This window comes from Paraburkholderia phosphatilytica, assembly GCF_003443895.1.
Classification (GTDB): Bacteria; Pseudomonadota; Gammaproteobacteria; order Burkholderiales; family Burkholderiaceae; genus Paraburkholderia; species Paraburkholderia phosphatilytica.
On record NZ_QQOA01000031.1, the window covers coordinates 19,240 to 40,438 of the forward strand.

A 21,199-nucleotide genomic window follows, 5' to 3' on the forward strand; every position below is an offset into this window, starting at 1 on the left:
GAATCGGTTCCAGCGGTGTATAACTGAAACCTATCGAATTCATTGCCCTGATTGGTCCATATGACCCTCACCGAACTGAAATACATCGTCGCGGTTGCACGCGAGCGACACTTCGGCCGCGCGGCCGAGGCGTGTTTCGTCAGCCAGCCGACGCTGTCGGTTGCGATCAAGAAACTCGAAGACGAACTGAACGTGCAGATCTTCGAGCGGGGCACGAGCGAAGTGAGCGTGACGCCGATCGGCGAGCAGATCGTGACCCAGGCGCAACGGGTGCTCGAACAGACGCTCGCGATCAAGGAAATCGCGAAGCAGGGCAAGGATCCGCTCGTCGGACCGCTGCGTCTTGGCGTGATCTACACGATCGGGCCGTACCTGCTGCCCACGTTGGTCAAGCAGATGATCCAGCGCGTGCCGCAGATGCCGCTGATGCTGCAGGAAAACTACACGCTGAAGCTGATCGAGCTGCTGAAGCAGGGCGAGATCGACGTTGCGATCATGGCGCTGCCGTTCCCGGAGACCGGGCTGATGCTGCGTCCGTTGTACGACGAGCCGTTCGTCGTCGCGCTGCCGTCGGGGCACGCGTGGGAAAAGCGGCCGAAGATCGATCCGGGCGATCTGAAGCAGGAAACCATGCTGTTGCTCGGCAGCGGCCACTGCTTCCGCGATCACGTGCTGGGCGTCTGCCCGGAGCTGATGCGCTTTTCGCAGAACGCGGACGGCATCCAGAAGACCTTCGAAGGGTCGTCGCTGGAGACGATCCGGCACATGGTGGCGAGCGGCGTCGGCATTACGGTGCTGCCGCGCATGTCGGTGCAGGAAGTGAAGCCGCACGCGGGCGGCGTCGACTCGGGACTGCTCAGCTACGTGCCGTTCGACGAACCCGTGCCCGACCGGCGCGTGGTGCTTGCGTGGCGCAAGAGTTTCACGCGGATGCCCGCGATCGACGCGATCTGCGACGCGATCGCCGCGTGCGCGCTGCCGGGCGTCAGGAAGCTCGATCTGCCGGCGGCCGTGAACTGAAGGCTCGGCGGAAGGCCCGGCGCGGCGGCGCTGGGCGTTGACCCCGCCCCATCCGATAGTCCAACACGCTATCGGATAAATAAAATCAATCAAATTTAAATATTCAATAGTTGCGCGTATAGTGCCTCCATGGGTCGCGAGATCCCGACCAGAACATTCCGGAGGACGCCATGACGCAGCACACCACGCAGCCGCTTCAGCAGCACGCCTCCCAACCTCGCCAGGACACGCACGCATCGACTCGCAGTGTGATCGCCAGCGCGCGAACCATCGCGTTCGCGCTGCTCGCCGACCGCGCGCTCGCGGCCTGATGTGTGTCCTGTGAATCGAAGGAGAACGATCATGATCCAGATGATGTTATCGGGTATCGGCAATGAGATGCGCGCGCAACCAATGGCGCTGCGCCACGTTGGGCTCGTGCGGAAAATGGTAGGTCTCGCGATCGTCGGCAGCGGCTTCGCGGTGATCTTCGCGCACGGCCTGCATCACGTCGCAGGTTTCTAGATTGACGCCGCGCAGCCGCGTTCGCGCGGATGCCGGCTGTTTTCAAGCTACACTGTCGGCCGATCGTATGTCGTGAATTGCCGCCGCGGATGCGGTCGCGATTCATGCCCCCGCCGAATGGTTCGCATCACTCTTCAAGGGAGTCATCATGGCCAAGAAAGCCGCCGCTACGTCCATCAACATCGGTATCAGCGACAAGGACCGCAAGAAGATCGCGGACGGTCTGTCGCGCCTGCTCGCCGATACCTACACGCTCTATCTGAAGACCCACAACTTCCACTGGAACGTCACGGGTCCGATGTTCAACACGCTGCATCTGATGTTCGAGACGCAGTACAACGAACTGGCGCTCGCCGTCGACGCGATCGCGGAACGCATCCGCGCGCTGGGCGTACATGCGCCGGGCAGCTACCGCGAGTTCGCGAAGCTGTCGTCGATCCCGGAAGCCGACGGTGTGCCGGCCGCTGAAGACATGATCCGCCAGCTGGTGGAAGGTCAGGAAGCGGTGGTGCGTACCGCGCGCGAAATCTTCCCGGCCACGGAAGCCGCGAACGACGAACCGACCGCCGACCTGTTGACGCAGCGCATGCAGACGCACGAAAAAACCGCGTGGATGCTGCGTTCGATGCTCGCCTGAGCGGACCGCTGCAGACAGCCGTAAAGCGCGCTGCCCTACAATAGCGGCATCGCTCTTCACCGGTTCGCCCATGTTTGCCCGCTTCCCGCTCTATCTGCGCCTCGTCCGGATGGACAAGCCGATCGGCAGCCTGCTGCTGCTGTGGCCGACGCTGAACGCGTTGTGGATTGCCACCGGCGGCCATCCGTCGCTGTCGCTGCTCGCGATCTTCGTGGTCGGCACCGTGCTGATGCGCTCGGCGGGCTGCGCGATCAACGATTACGCCGACCGCGACTTCGACCTGCACGTGAAGCGCACCGCGAACCGTCCGTTGACGTCCGGCAAGATCAAGGCGTGGGAGGCCGTGGCGCTGGCGGTCGGGCTGTCGCTCGTCGCATTCCTGCTGATCCAGCCGCTCAATGCGCTGACGAAGGAGCTGTCGGTGGTCGCGCTGTTCGTCGCCGGCTCGTATCCGTTCATGAAGCGCTTCTTCGCGATTCCGCAGGCGTATCTCGGCATCGCGTTCGGCTTCGGCATTCCAATGGCGTTCGCCGCGACGCAGAACCACGTGCCGATGCTCGCGTGGCTCATGCTGGTCGCAAACGTGTTCTGGGCCGTCGCGTACGACACCGAATACGCGATGGTCGATCGCGACGACGACATCAAGCTCGGCATCCGCACGTCGGCGCTGACGTTCGGCCGCTTCGACGTGCTCGCGGTGATGCTGTGCTACGCGGCGACGTTCGCGATCTACGTCGGCATCGGCGTGTCGCTCGACTTCGGCGCCGTGTACTGGATCGGGCTGATCGTCGCGATCGGTTGCGCGGGCTATCACTACACGCTGATCCGCGGCCGCGAGCGGATGGCCTGCTTCGCCGCGTTCCGGCACAACAACTGGCTCGGCGGCGCGTTGTTTGCCGGCATCGCGGCGCACTATGCGCTGGCGGGGCTTTGAGCCAGGCGAACGCCTGGCGGATCTCTGAGCCAGGCGAACGCACGCGCTGCGTTCGACATGACATGGAAAAGGCGTGACGGAAGAAACCGTCACGCCTTTTTCGTTCGAAGCGGCGCGACGCATCGCACTGCATCGCGCCGCACCGCAAAACCCCGCATTACTGCCGGCCGAATTCCTCGCCCATTTCCTTCGCGCGCGCATCGGCCGCGAGCGCGCCGCGCACGATCGCATCCTTCACGCCCGACGCATCGAACGCCGCCAGCGCGGCCGCGGTCGTGCCGCCCTTCGACGTCACCCGCTCGCGCAGCACGGAAGCCGGCTCGCCCGATTGCGCGGCAAGCTGCGCGGCGCCGGTGAAGGTGGCGACGGCGAGCGCGCGGCCTTGTTCCGCGTCCATGCCGAGCTGACGCGCGGCTTCTTCCAGCGCTTCGATGAAATAGAACACGTACGCCGGCCCGCTGCCGGAGATCGCGGTGACCGCGTCGATCTTCGCTTCGTCATCGAACCACACGCTTTCGCCGACCGCGCCGAGGATCTGCGACGCAAGCTCGCGCCCAGCCGCATCGACGCCTTCGAGCGCGACGAGACCCGTCACGCCCATGCCGATCAGCGCGGGCGTGTTCGGCATCGTGCGGACGATGCGCGCATGGCCGCCAAGCCAGCGCGACAGGTCGCTCGCGCGAATGCCGGCCGCGATCGAGATCACCAGCTGCTGTGCGTCGAGATGCGGCGCGAGCGTCTCGGCGACGGCCTTCGCGACCTGCGGCTTCACCGCGAGCACGATCGCGTCGTACGACTTCAGCGCGGCATCCGGCGCCGCGGCGCTGCCGATGCCAAATTGCGCGGCCGCGCGCGAACGCGTGTCGTCGTGCGGATCGACCGCATAGAGATTGGCGGCGGGCACACCGCGCTTGATCATGCCGCCGATGAGCGCGGCGGCCATGTTGCCGGCGCCGATGAATGCGATTTTCATGAAGTATCCGAAGAGGTCAATGCAAAGGGTTCAGGGCGGGCAGGGCGCGGCGCTCAGTGTGCGCAGTGCGCTCAGTGTGAATAGTCGCGCGCGCCGAAGATCGCGGTGCCGACGCGCACGATCGTCGCGCCCTCGAGCACCGCGGCCTCGAGGTCGGCGGACATGCCCATCGACAGCGTGTCGAGCGCGAGCCCGTCCGCGCGCAGCTGCTCGTACAGCTCGCGCAGCTGCCGATGCGGTACGCGTTGCGCTTCGAGATCGCCGGCCGGTTCCGGAATCGACATCAAGCCGCGCAGCCGCAGCTTTGGCAGCGCGGCGATTTCGCGCGCAACACCGGCGGCTTCGTCGATCGTGACGCCGCTTTTCGATGCTTCGCCGCTGACGTTGACCTGCAGACAGACGTTGAGCGGCGCCAGTTCATCGGGGCGTTGTTCCGACAGACGCTGCGCGATCTTCAGCCGGTCGACCGAATGTACCCAGTCGAAATGCTGCGCGACGGGCCGCGTCTTGTTCGATTGCAGCGGGCCGATGAAATGCCATTCGATCGACGCGCGCAGATCGGCGAGCGCTTCGACCTTCGCGATCGATTCCTGCACGTAGTTTTCGCCGAACGCGCGCTGGCCGGCGGCGCTCGCGGCGCGCACGTCGTCGGCGGGAAAGGTCTTCGAGACCGCGAGCAGCGTGATGTCGCGCGGATCGCGTCCAGCGCGCTGCGCGGCGAGGGCGATGCGCTGATGCACCGCGTCGAGATGATGAGCGAGATCGGACATGGAGAAGAAAACGGGTGGTCAGCCGTAGATCATATGCTCGACCAGCTCGATCCAGTGCGCAACCGGCGTTTGCGTGCCGCTTTGCAGATGCGAAATGCAGCCCACGTTGCCCGACACGATCATCTGCGGTTCGACGGCCTGCAGCTTTTCGAGCTTCTGGTTGCGCAGCGTGTACGACAGCGCCGGCTGCGTGAGCGAATAAGTGCCCGCCGAGCCGCAGCACAGGTGACTATCCGCCGGCAGCCGCACTTCGATGCCGAGCGCGCCGAGCAGCTGTTCGACCTTGCCGCGCAGCTGCTGGCCGTGCTGCAGCGTGCACGGCGGGTGATACGCGACCGTATGGATCGCGCGACGCTGCACGAGCGGCGTCAGCGTTTCCTGGAACTCCGGCAGGATCTCGCATACGTCGCGCGTGAGCTCGACGATGCGGCGCGCTTTCTCCGCATAGGCGGGATCGTCGCGCAGCAGATGCGCGTATTCCTTCACCGTCGCGCCACAACCCGACGCGTTCATCACGATCGCTTCGACGCCTTGCTCGACGTATGGCCACCATGCGTCGATGTTCTGGCGGATATCGTCGAAGGCTTCGTCGTTGTAGCCGAGGTGCAGGCGGATCGCGCCGCAGCAGCCTGCTTCCGGCGCGATCAGCGTCTGCACGCCGAGCGCATCGAACACGCGCGCGGTCGCGATATTGACGTTCGGCATCATCGACGGCTGCACGCAGCCGGCCAGCATCAGCACCTTGCGCGAATGCGTGGCGGTCGGCCAGTCGAGCACGCGGTGACGCGCGGGCACCTTGTCGCGCAGCTTCTTCGGCAGCAGCGGCCGCACGTGCTGGCCGAGCCGCATCGCGGGCGTGAAGAGCGCGCTGTTCGGCACGAAGCTCGCGAGGATCCGCCGCAGCAGCCGCTGGCCGAACGGCCGCTCCACCTGCTCTTCGACGATCTTTCGCCCGATCTCGACGAGCCGCCCATACTGCACGCCGGACGGGCAGGTCGATTCGCAGTTGCGGCAGGTGAGGCAGCGATCGAGGTGGGTCTGCGTACTACGCGTCACCGGCGACCCTTCGACCATCTGCTTGATCAGGTAGATGCGGCCGCGCGGCCCGTCGAGCTCGTCGCCGAGCAGCTGGTAGGTCGGGCAGGTCGCAGTACAGAAGCCGCAATGCACACATTTGCGCAGGATTGCATCAGCCTCGTCGCCGTCGGGCGTATTGCGAATGAAGTCCGCGAGGTTGGTTTGCATCGCGTTGCTCAGAAGTCGGAATAGAGCCGGCCGCGGTTGAAGATGCGGGCCGGGTCGAACGCGGCCTTCAGACCGCGATGGATTTTCATCAGCGGCGCCGGCAGCGGCGTGAACACCCCACTGCTGCGATCGTAGCCGTGGCCGGTGCGGAAGATCGTCGCATGGCCGCCGGCCTGCTTCGCGCTGATGCGCACGGTCTGCGCGTCGGTGTCGGTGATCCACCAGCGTTGCGCGCCGCCCCATTCCATCAGCTGTGCGCCGGGCAGTTGCAACGGCTCGGTGATCGACGGCAGGGCGAGACGCCAGAGCGCCGCGTGCGGCGAGATCGCCGAGAAGAACGGATCGGTCTGCTCGCGCAGGCCAGCCCAGAAGCGCTCGGCCTCGACCGCATCGACGACTTCGCCGCCGAGCGCCGACTTCGCCGCTTTCACCGCGGCTTCCGCGCCGCCGAGCCGTACCGCGAGCGTGCCGTGACGCCACGCGCTCGCCGTGATCGGCAGCGGGCGGCCGCCCCATTCGTTGAGCTTGCGCACGGCGTCGGTGCCGTTCATGTCGAACTTGAGCGTGGCCTCCGCCTTCGGACGGGGCAGTACCTTGACGGACAGTTCGAGGATCAGCGCGAGCGTACCGAGCGAGCCCGCCATCAGCCGGGACACGTCATAGCCGGCGACGTTCTTCACCACCTGCCCGCCGAAATGCAGGATCTCGCCATGGCCGTTCATCACGACGGCGCCGAGCACGAAGTCGCGCGGCGAACCGGCGGCAGGCCGCCGCGGACCCGCGATGCCGGCGGCGATGCAGCCGCCCAGCGTAGCCTGCGCGCCGAAGTGGGGCGGCTCGAACGGCAGCATCTGGTTGTGCTCCGCGAGCGTCGCCTCGATTTCGAGGAGCGGCGTGCCCGCGCGGGCGGTGATCACGAGCTCGGCCGGATCGTAGGCAACAATGCCGCGATGCGCGCGCGTATCGAGGATTTCGCCTTCGAGCGTCTGCCCGTACCAGTCTTTCGTGCCGCCGCCGCGGATGCGCAGCGGCCGGCCCTCGGCAGTGGCTGAACGGATTCGTTCTGACCAGACGGCGACAATGTCTTCCTCTTCCATGATGTCCCGCTTGGTGTGTTTTATGTCGTCCCGTTCGATTGTACCGGCCAGCTTCAGACACGCAACCCGGCGCGGACCCCAATGGACGAGCCTGGCCGGGGACCGTTGCGGCGTCCATCGAACGCAGGCTAGAAGCGTGGCAACTCCGGATGCGGCAAGAGACCGCCGCGCACGTGCATCTTGCCGTATTCGGCACAGCGCGCACGCGTCGGAATGCCCTTGTCGGGATTGAGCAGGCCGGGCGCATCGAACGCGCGCTTGACCGCGTGGAACGCATCGCGCTCCTCCGGCGAAAACTGCACGCACATCGAATTGATCTTCTCGATGCCGACGCCATGCTCGCCCGTCACGGTGCCGCCCAGTTCGACGCAGCTTTCCAGGATGTCGGAGCCGAACGCTTCGGCGCGGTGCCATTCGTCGAGATCGTTGCCGTTGAAGAGGATCAGCGGATGCATGTTGCCGTCGCCCGCGTGGAACACATTGATGCAGCGCAGACGATACTTCTGTTCCATCTGCTCGATGCGCGCGAGCAGCGGACCGATGCTGCGGCGGGGCACGGTGCCGTCCATGCAGTAGTAGTCGGGCGAGATGCGTCCCGCCGCCGGGAACGCATTCTTGCGGCCCGACCAGAACTTGAGGCGCTCGCTCTCCGAGCGCGAAATCTGGATGCGGGTGGCGCCATGCTCGCGCAGCACGGCCGTCATGCGGACGATCTCCTCGGCCACTTCCTCAGGTGTGCCATCGGATTCGCAGAGCAGGATCGCGGCGGCGTCGAGGTCGTACCCCGCGCCGACGAATTCTTCGACGGCGCGGGTGGCCGGCTTGTCCATCATTTCGAGCCCGGCGGGAATGATGCCCGCCGCGATGATGCCCGCCACCGCGTCGCCGCCTTTCACCACGTCGTCGAAGCTCGCCATGATCACCTGCGCCGTCTGCGGACGCGGGATCAGCTTCACCGTGACTTCGGTGACGATCGCGAACATGCCTTCGCTGCCGATCATTACGGACAACAGATCGAGTCCCGGCGCGTCCGGCGCGAGCGAGCCGAATTCCACGAGGTCGCCTTCCATCGTCACCGCGCGCACGCGCAGCACGTTATGCACCGTAAGACCATATTTCAGGCAGTGCACGCCGCCCGAGTTTTCCGAGACGTTGCCGCCGATCGTGCACGCGATCTGCGACGAAGGGTCCGGCGCGTAGTAGAGCCCGTAGGGCGCCGCGGCTTCGGAGATCGCGAGATTGCGCACGCCGGGCTGCACGGTGGCCGTGCGCGCGTACGAGTCGACGTCGAGAATCTTGCGAAAGCGCGCGAGCGACAGCACGATGCCGTGGCGGATCGGCATCGCGCCGCCGGAGAGGCCGGTGCCCGCGCCGCGCGGCACGATCGGCACGTCGAGGCGCTGGCAGATCTGCACGATGCGCTGCACCTGCGATTCCGTTTCGGGCAACGCGACGGCGAGCGGCAGCCGGCGGTAGGCGGCAAGGCCGTCGCATTCGTACGCAACCGTATCTTCGTCGCGGTACAGCAGACAGTGCGTAGGCAGCACGGCCATCAGCGCCTGCACGACTTCGCGCTGACGCTGCGCGAGCACTTCAGCCGAGATTTCGACTTCGGCGGATGCGTTCATCTCTCCTCCTGACGGCGCGCGTCGTTGTTTGCCTGCGTGGGTGGCGTGCCGTGTGCGATTGCGATGTGGGCCATCAGGCGCTGGCAGATCAGGCGGTCCACGCGAAGATCTTGCCCGGGTTCATCAGGTTGCGCGGATCGAGCGCGTGCTTGATGGAGCGCATTACGTCGATGGCGGCTTCTCCGTGTTCTTCGAGCAGGAAGCCCATCTTGTGCAGACCCACGCCATGCTCGCCGGTGCAGGTGCCATTCATGCGCAGCGCGCGCTGCACGATGCGCTCGTTCAGCCGCTCGGCTTCGACGAGTTCTTCCGGCTTGTCCGGATCGAGCAGGATCGCGACGTGGAAATTGCCGTCGCCGACATGACCGACGATCGGGCACGGCAGCGGCGACGCGAGCAGGTCCCGTTCCGTTTCGACCACGCATTCGGCGAGCCGCGAGATCGGCACGCAGACGTCGGTGGTGACGGCGCGGCAGCCGGGCTTCAGCTGCAGCATCGCGAAGTACGCGTTGTGCCGCGCGTTCCACAGCCGGCTGCGCTCCTCGGGACGCGTCGCCCATTCGAAGCCTTCGCCGTGGTTCTGCGCGGCGAGATCCTGCACCAGCTCCGCCTGCTCCTTCACGCTCGCGTCGGTGCCGTGGAACTCGAAGAAGAGCGTGTGCGATTCCTGCAGCGTGAGATTCGAGTGGCGGTTGATCGCCTTGATCGCGAGCGAATCGACGAACTCGACGCGCGCGATCGGCACGCCGATCTGGATGGTTTCGATGACCGCGCGCACCGCATCGCCCATCGACGGAAACGCGCACACGGCCGCGGACACGGCCTCCGGCTGCGGGTACAGACGCAGCGTGATTTCGGTGATGACGCCGAGCGTGCCTTCGGAGCCGACGAAGAGCCGCGTCAGGTCGTAGCCCGCCGACGACTTGCGCGCACGGCTGCCGGTGTGGATCACGCGGCCGTCGGCGAGTACCGCGGTGAGGCCGAGCACGTTCTCGCGCATCGTGCCGTAGCGCACGGCGTTGGTGCCCGACGCGCGCGTCGCGGTCATGCCGCCGATGCTCGCGTCGGCGCCCGGGTCGATCGGGAAGAAGAGACCGGTGTCGCGCAGCGCCTCGTTCAACTGCTTGCGCGAGATGCCGGGTTCGACGGTGACCGTGAGGTCTTCGGCGTTGACCGACAGCACCCGGTTCATCGCCGACAGATCGATCGACACGCCGCCTTGAATCGCGAGCAGATGGCCTTCGAGCGACGAGCCGTTGCCGTAGGGAATGACCGGCACGTCGTGTTCCGCGCACAGCGCGACCGCGGTGCAGACGTCGTCGGTGCTCTGCGCGAATACGACGGCATCGGGCAACTGCGGGTCGAACGGCGATTCGTCGCGACCGTGATGGGCGCGGACGGCCTCCGAGGTGGACACACGTTCGCCGAACGCCTGCTGGAGCGCGGCGAGCAGCGCCGGCGGGAACGGGCGGCGCACGGAAACCGGCGGCACGGGATGATTCACAGGCTGTCTCCTCGGGGTGCGGCGCAGGCAGTGCCTTGCGCCGCAGTATGGCTTGCTGCGTCCGGGGGCGCGTAAGCGGCCACTGGCGCGGAATGTGCGGATTATTTTACGCCGAACGCCCGCCGGCCGGGCACGGGGGCAGGCGGTCGGGGCGGCGAGGGCGCACGGGAGGCGAACCTATAATGGCTGGCATTGGGCACCACGTCACTTCATCCAGCGCCACGAACAGGACATCGACCATGGGCAATCGCCTGAGCAAAATCGCCACCCGCACGGGAGACGACGGCACCACCGGCCTCGGCGACGGCAGCCGCGTCCGCAAGGACGGCGTACGGATTGCCGCGATCGGCGACGTCGACGAGCTCAATTCGTCGATCGGCGTGCTGCTGTGCGAGACGCTGCCGGACGACGTGCGGCATGCGTTGACCGCGATCCAGCACGACCTGTTCGATGTGGGCGGCGAACTCTGCATTCCCGGCCACACGATGATCACCGATGCGTATCTGGCGCGCCTCGACGGCTGGCTGGCGGACTACAACGCAACGCTGCCGCCGCTCCAGGAGTTCATCCTGCCGGGCGGCTCGCGCGCAGCAGCGCTTGCGCATGTGTGCCGAACCGTATGCCGGCGGGCGGAGCGCTCGATCGTCGCGCTGGGTGAAACCGAAGACGTCGAAGCGGCGCCGCGCCGGTACATGAACCGGCTGTCCGATCTGCTGTTTGTGCTGGCTCGGGTGCTGAACCGTGCAGCCGGCGGAAGCGACGTGCTGTGGCAGCACGATCGGGGGGCGAACGGCTGAGAGGGGAGCCTGCCCCACGCGCTTCATCATGATTTTAGTCATATCTGACACATTAACCCATCTAATAGGTCAGATATGACTAAAATCGTTATCAAAAAGATTGTCGATGACCGGATTTTGTCTATACTGACACATTAGGTGCCTTAATATGTCAGATATGACAAAATGAAGCGAAATAACGTCGATCTGGCGTCGCCGGATCTCCTTCGCCGATCGGCCGCGCTCGGGCATGCCGTCGCCCAGGCCCGGATCGCCCGCAACATGACGCGGCAGGATTTTTCCGAGCGCGCGAACATCAGCCCCAGCACGCTGGTGCGCATCGAGAAAGGCGACGTGTCGGTCAGCTTCCTGTCCTGGCTGCAGGCATTCGAGCGCGCCGGGCTGATCGCCCTGCTGCAGCCGCTCGCCGATCCGCAGAACGACCTCGTCGGCGAAGTCCAGCGTCAAGACAAGGCACGCCGGCGCGCACGCCGCAGCGATGCGGACACCGATGATCTCGACTTCTGACGCCCGCGCCTGGCGCAAGTACGTCTTCATCGCGCTCGAAGGCGCGAGCGAAGCCGTGCCTGCGGGCCGGCTCGAGGTCGTCGAGGCAGGCATCCGGCCGGTCGCGTCGACGTTCGTGTACGGCAACAAGTATCTGCAGCGTCCGAATTCGGCGGAGATCGACCCGGTCAGCATGCCGCTCGCCGAGGCGAAGGAAGCGAAGGGCAGGCTGTTCCAGCCGCCCGCGGGTCTCGCCCTGTTCGGTGCGATCCGTGATGCGGCGCCGGACTCGTGGGGGCGTCGCGTCATCGAGAACATGCTGAAGGCCGCGCCGGACGGCTTGCGCGAAACCGACTATCTCGCGCACGCGGGACCGCACCGCATCGGCGCGCTCGACTTCCGCGATTCGCCGACGGCGCCTGCCGAACCCGGCAAGCTGCCGGATGCACGGGAGCTGTCGTATCTGCTCGATGCGGCCGCCATGATCCAGGAAGGCAAGCGCGTGCCGAAGAGCCTGCAGCTGCTCTTCAGCGTCGGCGCGACGTTTGGCGGTGCGCGGCCGAAAGCGGTGTTGCTCGACGACGGCCGGCAGTGGGTCGCGAAATTCGCGGCGCTGAGGGATGGCTTCAACGTGCCCCTCGTCGAGCGCGCGACGCTGGAGCTTGCGCGCGAATGCGGGATGCGCGTGCCGCCGACGCGTCCGGTTCATCTGCCGGATGGCCGCGACGTCATGCTGATCGAGCGCTTCGATCGGGTGATGCTGCCGGAAGGCACGTTCGGCAAGCGGCACGTGGTGAGCGCGCTCACGATGCTGGGCATGCACAAAAGCGACACCGCGTCGGCGAGTTACGCGGATCTCGCCGAAGTGCTGAACGTGCACGGCGCGAAGGGTTTCGTCGCGGCGGACAAGCTCGAGCTTTTCAGGCGCATGGTCTTCAACATCCTCGTGACCAACGATGACGACCATCTGCGCAATCACGCGTTCGTGTGGGACCACGCGAACCGGGGCTGGCGGCTGAGCGACCTGTACGACGTCGTGCCGAAGCCGCAGGTCGCGCACGAGCGTTTTCTGGTGCTGGGCATCGGGCCGGCCGCCGGGCGGCTCGCGACGCTCGACAACGCGCTGTCCGGTGCGGGCCGCTTCGGCATCGCGCGGCGGGACGCGATCGACATCATCGGGCAGCTGGCAAGCGTCGTGCGCGAATGGCGGACGTACTTCGAGCGCGATGGTGTGCCGCGTGCGGAGTGCGACAAGATCGCATCGGCATTTCGCAAGCCTAAGGAACTCGGCCTGCCGCGGGTGGAAAAGCGAAGTGACTGAAACGGGCGCGGCTTCGTAGCCGCGCCGCAGGTTGTTAGCGCGTCAGTTTCCGCTGCCGCGCCGTCCATGGCTCGCCCGTCAGTTTCCACTGCCGCGCGATACGCGCCGCTGCTTCACCGCTTCGGCGAGCCCTTCCAGCACGCCGATGGTTTCTTCCCAGCCGATGCAGGCGTCCGTGATGCTCTGACCGTAGACGAGTTCGCAGCCTTCCTGCAGATCCTGGCGGCCCGCCTTCAGGTGCGATTCCACCATCACGCCGACGATGCGTTCGTCACCCGCCGCGAGCTGACGGCCGATGTCGGCACAGACCGGAATCTGGTTCTCGTGCTTCTTCGAGCTGTTCGCGTGGCTCGCGTCGATCATCAGACGCGCTGCGAGGCCGGCCTTGCCGATGTCCGAGCACGCCGCGTTCACGCTGCTCGCGTCGTAGTTCGGCGCCTTGCCGCCGCGCAGGATGATGTGGCAGTCCTCGTTGCCGGCCGTCGAGACGATCGCTGAATGGCCGCCCTTCGTCACCGACAGGAAATGGTGCGGCTGCGACGCCGCCTTGATCGCGTCGACGGCGATCTTCACGTTGCCGTCGGTGCCGTTCTTGAAGCCGACCGGGCACGACAGGCCCGATGCGAGTTCGCGATGCACCTGCGATTCGGTGGTGCGAGCACCGATCGCCCCCCACGAGATCAGATCCGCGATGTACTGCGGGCTGATCATGTCGAGGTACTCGGTGCCGGCGGGCAGCCCCAGCTCGTTGATGCCGACCAGCAGTTCGCGCGCCGTGCGCAGGCCGTCGTTGATCTTGAAGCTGTTGTCGAGGTACGGGTCGTTGATGAGCCCTTTCCAGCCCACCGTCGTGCGCGGCTTCTCGAAGTACACGCGCATCACGACCTCGAGTTCGCCCGCGAAGCGCTTGCGCTCTTCGACGAGCCGGCCCGCGTATTCCATCGCGGCTTTCGTGTCGTGGATCGAGCACGGCCCGACGATCACGATCAGACGGTCTTCCATGCCGTGCAGGATCCGGTGCATCGACTGGCGGGCGTCGAAGATCAGCTTCGACGCGGACTCGCTGCACGGGAATTCGCGGATGAGGTGGGCCGGCGGCGTGAGCTCTTTGAGTTCTCGAATGCGGACATCGTCGGTGTTGTGCGGGGGCATGTCGTTCTCCAGGATGCTTGGCGTTACGTGTCGGCGCGGGCCCGTTACTTCGGGAATGCGGCGCGCGCCGCTCGGTTCGTTCTCAGTGCACTGCGTTGGACAATCCAGCTGCGTCGGGCGAAAAAAAACCGCCAGACTCGCTGGCGGTTTTTCGGGAATTCCGGGTGATGCTTTCGCGCACTAACACCCCTCTCGATCCGCCAGCGATCTGAGATACCAAAAGAAATAAAAATAAAACTGGCTGGCGAACATGGTCGAAAGGAACAGTGCGCGTGAAAAAGGGTGTTTGGCTTTATAACCCGCCGGCGCGAGGCTGGCAACTGTGAGCGTGCAAAAATGCGGAATTCCCGCACGGTTCTGTTGGATGACGCCAGAACCGTGCGTCAAGATGCGGTTAAACCGTACCGCCCACCGTCATCCGGTCGATCCGGAGCGTGGGCTGACCGACGCCCACCGGCACGCTCTGGCCTTCCTTGCCGCATACGCCGACGCCCGTGTCGAGCGCCATGTCGTTACCGATCATGCTCACGTACTTGAGCGACTCCGGGCCGCTGCCGATCAGCGTCGCGCCCTTCACCGGGTACGTGACCTTGCCGTTCTCGATCATGTACGCCTCGGACGCCGAGAACACGAACTTGCCGTTCGTGATGTCGACCTGGCCACCGCCGAAGTTCACCGCATACAGGCCGTTCTTCACGGACGCGAGAATTTCCTGCGGGTCCTTGTCGCCGTTCAGCATGTAGGTGTTGGTCATGCGCGGCATCGGCAGCGCGGCGTACGACTCGCGGCGTGCGTTGCCCGTCACGTTCATCTTCATCAGGCGCGCGTTCAGCGTGTCCTGGATGTAGCCCTTCAGCACGCCGTCTTCGATCAGCGTGGTGCACTGCGTGGGGTTGCCTTCGTCGTCGATGTTGAGCGAGCCGCGGCGATTCGGCAGCGTGCCGTCGTCGACCACGGTGACGCCCTTCGCCGCCACCTGTTCGCCGATGCGGCCCGCGAACGCGGACGAGCCCTTGCGATTGAAATCGCCTTCGAGCCCATGGCCGATCGCTTCGTGCAGCAGCACGCCGGGCCAGCCCGGGCCGAGCACGACCGTCATCGCGCCGGCCGGAGCGGGGCGCGCATCGAGATTCACCAGCGCCGCGTGCACGGCGTCGTCAACATACTTCGACAGGATCGCGTCGGTGAAGTAGCCGTAGTCGAAGCGTCCGCCGCCGCCGCCGCTGCCGATCTCGCGGCGGCCGTTCTGCTCGGCGATCACGGTGACCGACACGCGCACGAGCGGCCGGATGTCCGCCGCGAGTGCACCGTCGCTGCGCGCGACGAGCACCACGTCGTATTCGCCCGCGAGCCCGGCCATCACCTGCGTGATACGCGGGTCGCGGCTGCGCGCCATCTGTTCGACGCGTTCCAGCAGCTTGACCTTCGCGGTGGCATCGAGCGAATGCAGCGGGTCGGAGGGCAGGTACAGGTCGCGGCCGGCGATGCCGGTCAGCGACGACGCGACCTTGACCTTCTGCTTGCCGCCGCCGGCCTTCGCGATCGCGCGGGTGGCGATCGCCGCCTGGCGGATCGCTTCGGGAGACAGGTCGTCCGAGTAGGCGAACGCGGTGCGGTCGCCGGACACGGCGCGCACGCCGACGCCCTGGTCGATGCTGAAGCTGCCCGATTTGACGATGCCTTCCTCGAGGCTCCAGGCTTCGCTGCGCGTGGCCTGGAAGTACAGGTCCGCGTAGTCCACGCGATGCGTGAAGATTTCGCCGAGCGTGCGCGTGAGCACGGCTTCGTCGAGGCCGTAGGGCGTCAGGAGCACGTCCTTTGCGGTCGCCAGATTGCGGATGCCGGGTTCGATAATGTTCATGCGAGCAAAAGTTCGGGAAGGTCGGTTCGGTAGATTCGGTGCTGCGTGGCCAATATCAAGGCGGTTGAAGTGTGAGCGTGCGGCTCACGAGAGTACGCGGTGCCGCCATGCGGGCAGACTTGCGCGTACCTCGTCGATACGCGCGCGATCGATGTCGCCGGCGACGACCCCAGCGCCTTCGTCGCGCACCGCGACGATGTCGCCCCACGGGTCGATCAGCATGCTGTGGCCCCACGTGCGGCGGCCGTTCTCGTGCTTTCCGCCCTGCGCCGCGGCCAGCACGTAGCACTGGTTTTCGACGGCGCGCGCTTTCAGCAGCGTTTCCCAGTGCGCACGGCCGGTGGTGTACGTGAACGCCGACGGCACGACGATCAGCGCGCAGTCGCCCATCTTCCGGTACAGCTCGGGAAAGCGCAGATCGTAGCAGACCGACAGGCCGACCCGGCCGAAGGGCGCATCGAACGTGCGGACATCGGTGCCCGGGCGAATGGTGCGGGCTTCGTCGAACGACTCCTCGCCCTTTTCGAAATTGAACAGATGGATCTTGTCGTAGCGCGCGGCTTCTTCGCCCCGTGGATCGAAGACGAGCGTGGTATTGAGCACGCGCGAAGGCTCCGACGCGGTCAGCGGCAGCGTGCCGCCGATCACCCACACGCCGTGCTGGCGCGCGGCGTCGGCCAGAAAGCGCTGGATCGGACCGTCGCGATACGCTTCGCGCACGGTAAGCTTGTCCGTGTCCTTGAAGCCCATGAAGCAGAAGTATTCGGGCAGCAGCACGAGTTGTGCGCCACCGGCAGCGGCTTCGGCGATCAGCCGCTCGGCGTCGGCGAGGTTGCGGTCGCGCTCGGGTGTGCTGACCATCTGCAACGCGGCGACGCGAAAGGGTGACGACGTGACGGTCGGTGCGCTCATGGGCGTTTCAGGCTCTCCCTGATCGAGGAAGGTGGAACGAGGCGAGGTTGGGTGTGCTTCAGTGCAGCCTCAGTGTGATTTCAGTGCGCTGCGGCCGGTACCTGCTCCGGCCCCGGTTCGGGTGCCGGCTGCTGGTGGTCCATCTTACCCCGATCGTCGCGGACCCGCTCGACGTGGGGTTTCGCCCACGATCCGTTGATCGCGTAGTCGCGCGCGAACGCCGACGAGATGCCGTGCGACAGCGCGAAATCCGCCACCAGCGCGCCCAGCCCGAGGAACGGATTGATCACGGTCGCAGCGACCACGGCGGCGCCCGCGCTGACCGTCGGCGTGATGTGCACGTGCAGGTCCTGGGTTTCGTGCGCGAGATCGACGGTGCCGCTCATGTCCGCGCGTGCGGGTGCCGTGACGAGCTGGAAGTTGTCGGTGCGCGCGATGCCGTTGTCGATCTGCGCGCTGCCCGTCACGCGCTCGAACGGCAGGCCTTCGCCGATCACGTCCTTGAAATTGAGGGTCGCGAAACGCGCGAGGCTTTGCAGGCTGATCACGCCGAGCAGTTTCGCGACACCCGGATCGACCTTCAGGATCTGGCCATGCCGCAGATCGAGCGCGAGGTTGCCGCCGAGCGTCGGGTAGTCGATCGCCGTCGGGCCGCCGCGCCAGCCGATCTTGCCCGACAGCGTGCCCGAGCCGTTCTTCAGCGTGCGCGGCTGGCCGGCGCGTTCGAGCAGCGCGCCGGCGTCCTTCACGTCCAGCTTGAAATCGAACACGGTGCGGCGCGCGGTGTCTTCGTCGACGTTCGCGCCGAGCTTCGTCGACGTGCGCCAGTTGCCGGTTGCGGTGAGCGTCGCGGCCGGGTTGCTGAGATCGAGCTTGTCGAGCTGCCAGACGGGCACGCCGTCTTCGTCGAAGTTGTGCGCGTCGACTTCGAGCCGGCCGAGGTTGTGGTCGCGCACGATCAGCTCGTTGACGATCAGATCGATCGACGGCACGTTCTTCGCCGGCTGCGAGATCGCCTGGCCGAGCAGGTCGTTGCGGCTCGTCGACGGCACCACGAGCCGTGCGAGCCGCGCCTGCAGCATGCCTGGCGAGTCTTTCGTCGCGCCCGGCTGCCACGACACGTGGCCCGACATCTGGTTCGAGCCGATGTTGGCCTGCCAGCCGTTGTTCGCCTCGCGCGACGCGCCGACCACGACGCTTTCCCATTGCCGCTTGAGCAGCGTCAACGTGCCGATGTGCACGGCGAGGCGATCGGGCACGTACTGCATCGCAGTGCCTGGCGAGACGCTCGACTGCGCGGTATCCACCGTGTTGTGCATCTGCGTGAAGACCGTGCGCCACGCGTCGGCGTCGAGCGTCGGCAGATCCACTGCGGCCGTCACGCCTTCGGTGGGCAGATCGGCGGGCTTGTTGACGCCGACCGCGCCGCGCAGCACCTTGGCCGGCTCGCCGGGCTGGTGCGTGAGCAGATACGTGCCGACGATCGGGCCGAAGCGCAGGTCGGCGCGCTGTTCGCCGGCGACTGCCGGGTTGTCGGTCGGCGCGAGCGAGAAGCGCAGCGGCATCGCGGTGCCGACCGGCTTGTCGAACGGCGCAGGGAAGTCGAGCGCGAGGCCCGTCATGTCGGAGCTCGCCGAGATCGCCGGGATGTGGCCTTTCGCGCCGCGCACGGCGAGCGAGTAGGGCGCGCTGCCGCTCACGCGCTTGAGCACTTCGGCGGGCGTGCCGTGCAGGTTCAGCGAGTCGCGCGCGGTATCCACGGCGATGTTGCCGCCGACATCGAACGCATAGGTGCCGTCCTGCTTCAGGCCGCCGTTCGCGCGGATGTCGCCGCCGAGAAACTGGCCCGCGAGCCCGTTCAGCGCAACCGTATGTTCGGTGAACGCGACCTTGCCGGTCAGCTGCGACAGCGGCGGCACGTTGTCCGCGGCGAGCCGGTCGCGCTGGAAGGTGAGCGCGCCTTCCACGCCAATGTGCGGCTTCGGGTAGCGCGGAATGGTCAGCTTCAGCGCGAGCGCCGATGAACCGTCCGCCTTGACCTTGTCGCCTTCGTGCTTCGTCATGTAGCCGAGCGAGCTTTGATTCGCGTAGTCCAGCATGTCGGCGAGCGGGCCGTGTGCCGCGCCGTCGATCACGAGCGGCGACGCCTTCGTGCCGAGGTCTTCGATGCGGCCATCCACCTTCGTCGCGGTGACCCGCTTGTAGCGTGCGTGATCGATGTCGAAGCGCAGCTTGTTTTCCTTCAGCTCGAACGCGCCGTCGATGTCGTCGAACGCGGGCCAGACGCTCGGCGCGCCGTTGCGCATATTGCGCGGCGGGAACGGCGACGGGTCGAAGCGCCCGCCGCGGAACGGCGCGACGATATGGAACACGCCCGCGGTCGGATCGCGCGAATACGGGAATTTGTCGAGGTTGCCGTGAATCTCGATGGTCGCGTTGCGCGACACGCCGCTTTGCAGACCGTGGCCGAGATAGATGCGCAGCTTCTCGCTGATGCTCGTCGGCAGATAGCGGGCGATGTGCGCGACCTGGGCCCGCGCGAACTGCGCCTTGAGGTCCAGCGAGCCACGGCCGTGGCCCGCGTTCGAGTACGACGCGGTGAGCTTCGCGTTCGTATCGGCGTTCGCGACACTGAAGTCGGACACCTGAACGTCGAAGGCCTTGTGGCGCTCGCCCGCCGCGACGGTCGGCGCGATGGTCCATGTGCCGTGGCCGATCATCCGGTCGAACGTGAGGCGGGGGTTGTCGAACACGCCCGGGATCGTCACTGCCGCGTTCGCCGTATCGAGCGCGATCGAACCGTGCGATTCATCCGCGTCGACGTGGCCCCACACGTTCTCGAAGCCCGGAATGCCGGCGCGCGGATGGCCGAGCGGCGTGAGGCCCGGCGGCGGCTCCTGGGCGGCGACGCTGATGCCCTGCAGGTCGGCCTTGAAGCGGTAGTGGATCACCGGCTCGACCACCGAGCTGCGCTGCTCCGTGGCCGCTTCGCCGGCGTCGGGCTTCGCGCGTTCGAGCGCGATCGTGTAGTTCGCGACCGTGCCGCGCGGATTGAAGCGCACGAGCGCGTTCAGGAAGCGGCGCGGCAGCGGCAGCGCGCGGCTGAATTCCGCCAGCAGCCCGAGGTCGATGCGGTCGCCGGTGATGCTCATCGACTGGCCGTGCTGCACGCTCGGCTTGCGGTATTGCGCGGATAGCGTGGAGAGCGCGAGGGTGCGCGACACCGGCGTGCCGTCGTCGAGCGGCGGCTGGCCCATCTCGGCGTGCAGGTCGCGCAGCTGCAGCGCGTAGTCGTCGCCGTTCACGGCCATCGTCCAGTCGAAGTTCGCGACCGGGATGTCGAGCTTCGGCTGGGTGGGGTGCACCTGCAGCAGCACGTCGGTGCCGGCGAGCGTGCCGGTCGCGGAGGTGATGCGGCCTTCGGTGAAGTCGAACCAGATGGCGTTGTCGATGCGCCCCTGGTAGGTCGAGATCGGAAAGTTCACGTAATGCGCGAGCGTCGGCAGATCCACCGGGCCGGTGGACACGTACGCCTCGCCGGTCCAGTTCACCGGTTTGCCGATCGCCGTCAGCGTCGTGTGCCTGAAACTTGCGCGGAAGTCGAGCGGGCCGTGCAGCAGCGTGCCATCGGCGGGGGCCTGCAGTGCGGCCTGGTGCTCCGTGCCGTCGTTGAGCATCGCGAGCCGGATGTTCGACAGCGCGAGTTCGGGTGCGTCGTGCTGCGCGTCGCGCCAGCGCAGCGTGCCGCCGCGCAGCACGATCGCCTGCTGACGCAGCAGCCACGTGGACAGCGTGTCGTTGCCGGTGTGCCGCGTCGGCACCGGCACGCCCGCCACCGACAGCCCGCCGCCCGAATCCCGCTCGATCAGCACGTCCGGCCGGTCTACGATCAGGCTCGACAGCAGCGGCGTGAAGCGCACGAGCGACTGCCACGACACAGTGGCGACGGCATGCGGGATCTGCAGCGCGAGCTGGCCGTTGCGATCGCGGATCGTCACGTTCTCGATGTCGAGCCCGGGCTGGTAGCCGGTCCAGTGCGGCGTCAGCTTGCCGATGGACAGTTGCGCGTGGATCTTCTCGGAGACGAGCGCCTCGATGCGCGGACGGAACGCGTCGGCATGCGGCAGGACGATGTAACGGAGTCCGACATACAGGCCCGCGGTGATGAAATAGACGATCAGCCCGATTGCCAGCACCACGTGCAGCGTGTGGCGCAGCACGGTGTGGAGCCAGTCCGCGCCGTGCGCCGGGTGGACGTCTCCGGCATGGTGCTGGTCGGCGGAATCGTTTCGCTCGGACATGCTGCGACGGATGGCGTATGGTAGTTTTGCGGTCTGACGATGAAATGTAACACAGGG

General features: G+C 66.4%; 18 protein-coding genes. 8 read left to right on the top strand and 10 right to left on the bottom strand.

Annotated elements, in window-relative coordinates; translation table 11 throughout:
• Positions 1-60: 60 nt before the first annotated feature.
• The 5 genes from DVS29_RS26535 to ubiA all read left to right on the top strand — a co-directional run bounded on the left by DVS29_RS26535 (position 61) and on the right by ubiA (position 3,095).
• Positions 61-1,020: a LysR substrate-binding domain-containing protein gene (locus DVS29_RS26535; RefSeq protein ID WP_118183503.1), complete on the top strand. Its 960-nt coding sequence runs from the start codon at positions 61-63 to the stop codon at positions 1,018-1,020.
• 170 nt (positions 1,021-1,190) lie between these two features.
• The gene (locus DVS29_RS37420; protein ID WP_164707992.1) at positions 1,191-1,331 is read left to right on the top strand and encodes a hypothetical protein; all 141 of its coding nucleotides are present in this window, start codon (positions 1,191-1,193) and stop codon (positions 1,329-1,331) included.
• A 31-nt stretch (positions 1,332-1,362) separates the two neighbouring features.
• Entirely contained in the window at positions 1,363-1,524 is a 162-nt protein-coding gene (locus tag DVS29_RS37425) for a hypothetical protein (RefSeq protein ID WP_164707993.1), read from the top strand.
• A gap of 148 nt (positions 1,525-1,672) precedes the next feature.
• The gene (locus DVS29_RS26540) at positions 1,673-2,161 is read left to right on the top strand and encodes a Dps family protein (RefSeq protein WP_118183504.1); all 489 of its coding nucleotides are present in this window, start codon (positions 1,673-1,675) and stop codon (positions 2,159-2,161) included.
• 70 nt (positions 2,162-2,231) lie between these two features.
• Positions 2,232-3,095, top strand: coding sequence for a 4-hydroxybenzoate octaprenyltransferase (ubiA, locus tag DVS29_RS26545; RefSeq protein ID WP_118183505.1), 864 nt, complete (start codon positions 2,232-2,234; stop codon positions 3,093-3,095).
• 157 nt (positions 3,096-3,252) lie between these two features.
• Here ubiA and proC read toward each other — a convergent pair whose 3' ends face one another.
• From proC to DVS29_RS26575, 6 genes are all read right to left on the bottom strand, one after another.
• Positions 3,253-4,068 carry a pyrroline-5-carboxylate reductase gene (gene proC / locus DVS29_RS26550; RefSeq protein ID WP_118183506.1) on the bottom strand — a complete coding sequence of 272 codons (816 nt, stop codon included), beginning with the start codon at positions 4,066-4,068 and terminating at the stop codon, positions 3,253-3,255.
• A 71-nt stretch (positions 4,069-4,139) separates the two neighbouring features.
• Entirely contained in the window at positions 4,140-4,838 is a 699-nt protein-coding gene (locus tag DVS29_RS26555) for a YggS family pyridoxal phosphate-dependent enzyme (protein ID WP_118183507.1), read from the bottom strand.
• Positions 4,839-4,856: 18 nt separating this feature from the next.
• On the bottom strand, positions 4,857-6,083 hold the full coding sequence (glcF, locus tag DVS29_RS26560; RefSeq protein WP_118183508.1) for a glycolate oxidase subunit GlcF: 1,227 nt from the start codon (positions 6,081-6,083) through the stop codon (positions 4,857-4,859).
• Positions 6,084-6,091: 8 nt separating this feature from the next.
• Positions 6,092-7,180, bottom strand: a complete 1,089-nt coding sequence (glcE, locus tag DVS29_RS26565) for a glycolate oxidase subunit GlcE (RefSeq protein WP_118183509.1) — start codon at positions 7,178-7,180, stop codon at positions 6,092-6,094.
• A gap of 128 nt (positions 7,181-7,308) precedes the next feature.
• Positions 7,309-8,808, bottom strand: coding sequence for an FAD-linked oxidase C-terminal domain-containing protein (locus DVS29_RS26570; protein ID WP_118183510.1), 1,500 nt, complete (start codon positions 8,806-8,808; stop codon positions 7,309-7,311).
• An 88-nt stretch (positions 8,809-8,896) separates the two neighbouring features.
• On the bottom strand, positions 8,897-10,312 hold the full coding sequence (locus DVS29_RS26575) for an FAD-binding oxidoreductase (protein WP_118183511.1): 1,416 nt from the start codon (positions 10,310-10,312) through the stop codon (positions 8,897-8,899).
• A 239-nt stretch (positions 10,313-10,551) separates the two neighbouring features.
• Here DVS29_RS26575 and DVS29_RS26580 point away from each other — a divergent pair, with 239 nt between their 5' ends.
• The 3 genes from DVS29_RS26580 to DVS29_RS26590 all read left to right on the top strand — a co-directional run bounded on the left by DVS29_RS26580 (position 10,552) and on the right by DVS29_RS26590 (position 12,916).
• Complete coding sequence (locus DVS29_RS26580) at positions 10,552-11,109, top strand: cob(I)yrinic acid a,c-diamide adenosyltransferase (RefSeq protein ID WP_118183512.1); 558 nt, start codon at positions 10,552-10,554, stop codon at positions 11,107-11,109.
• Positions 11,110-11,274: 165 nt separating this feature from the next.
• Positions 11,275-11,616: a helix-turn-helix domain-containing protein gene (locus tag DVS29_RS26585; protein ID WP_118183513.1), complete on the top strand. Its 342-nt coding sequence runs from the start codon at positions 11,275-11,277 to the stop codon at positions 11,614-11,616.
• Positions 11,600-12,916, top strand: a complete 1,317-nt coding sequence (locus DVS29_RS26590) for a type II toxin-antitoxin system HipA family toxin (RefSeq protein WP_164707994.1) — start codon at positions 11,600-11,602, stop codon at positions 12,914-12,916. The genes DVS29_RS26585 and DVS29_RS26590 overlap by 17 nt, the downstream gene beginning before the upstream one ends.
• Before the next feature lie 78 nt (positions 12,917-12,994).
• Here the strand turns inward: DVS29_RS26590 and aroG are convergent, their stop codons facing one another.
• The 4 genes from aroG to DVS29_RS26610 all read right to left on the bottom strand — a co-directional run bounded on the left by aroG (position 12,995) and on the right by DVS29_RS26610 (position 21,142).
• Positions 12,995-14,068 (bottom strand): 3-deoxy-7-phosphoheptulonate synthase AroG, encoded by a 1,074-nt coding sequence (gene aroG, locus DVS29_RS26595; protein ID WP_118183515.1) that lies wholly within the window; start codon positions 14,066-14,068, stop codon positions 12,995-12,997.
• A gap of 394 nt (positions 14,069-14,462) precedes the next feature.
• On the bottom strand, positions 14,463-15,929 hold the full coding sequence (gene tldD, locus DVS29_RS26600) for a metalloprotease TldD (protein ID WP_118183516.1): 1,467 nt from the start codon (positions 15,927-15,929) through the stop codon (positions 14,463-14,465).
• A gap of 84 nt (positions 15,930-16,013) precedes the next feature.
• Positions 16,014-16,841 carry a carbon-nitrogen hydrolase family protein gene (locus tag DVS29_RS26605; protein WP_118183517.1) on the bottom strand — a complete coding sequence of 276 codons (828 nt, stop codon included), beginning with the start codon at positions 16,839-16,841 and terminating at the stop codon, positions 16,014-16,016.
• A gap of 80 nt (positions 16,842-16,921) precedes the next feature.
• A complete protein-coding gene (locus tag DVS29_RS26610) occupies positions 16,922-21,142 on the bottom strand; it encodes a YhdP family phospholipid transporter (protein ID WP_118183518.1) in 4,221 nt (1,406 codons plus the stop codon).
• Positions 21,143-21,199 lie beyond the last annotated feature (57 nt).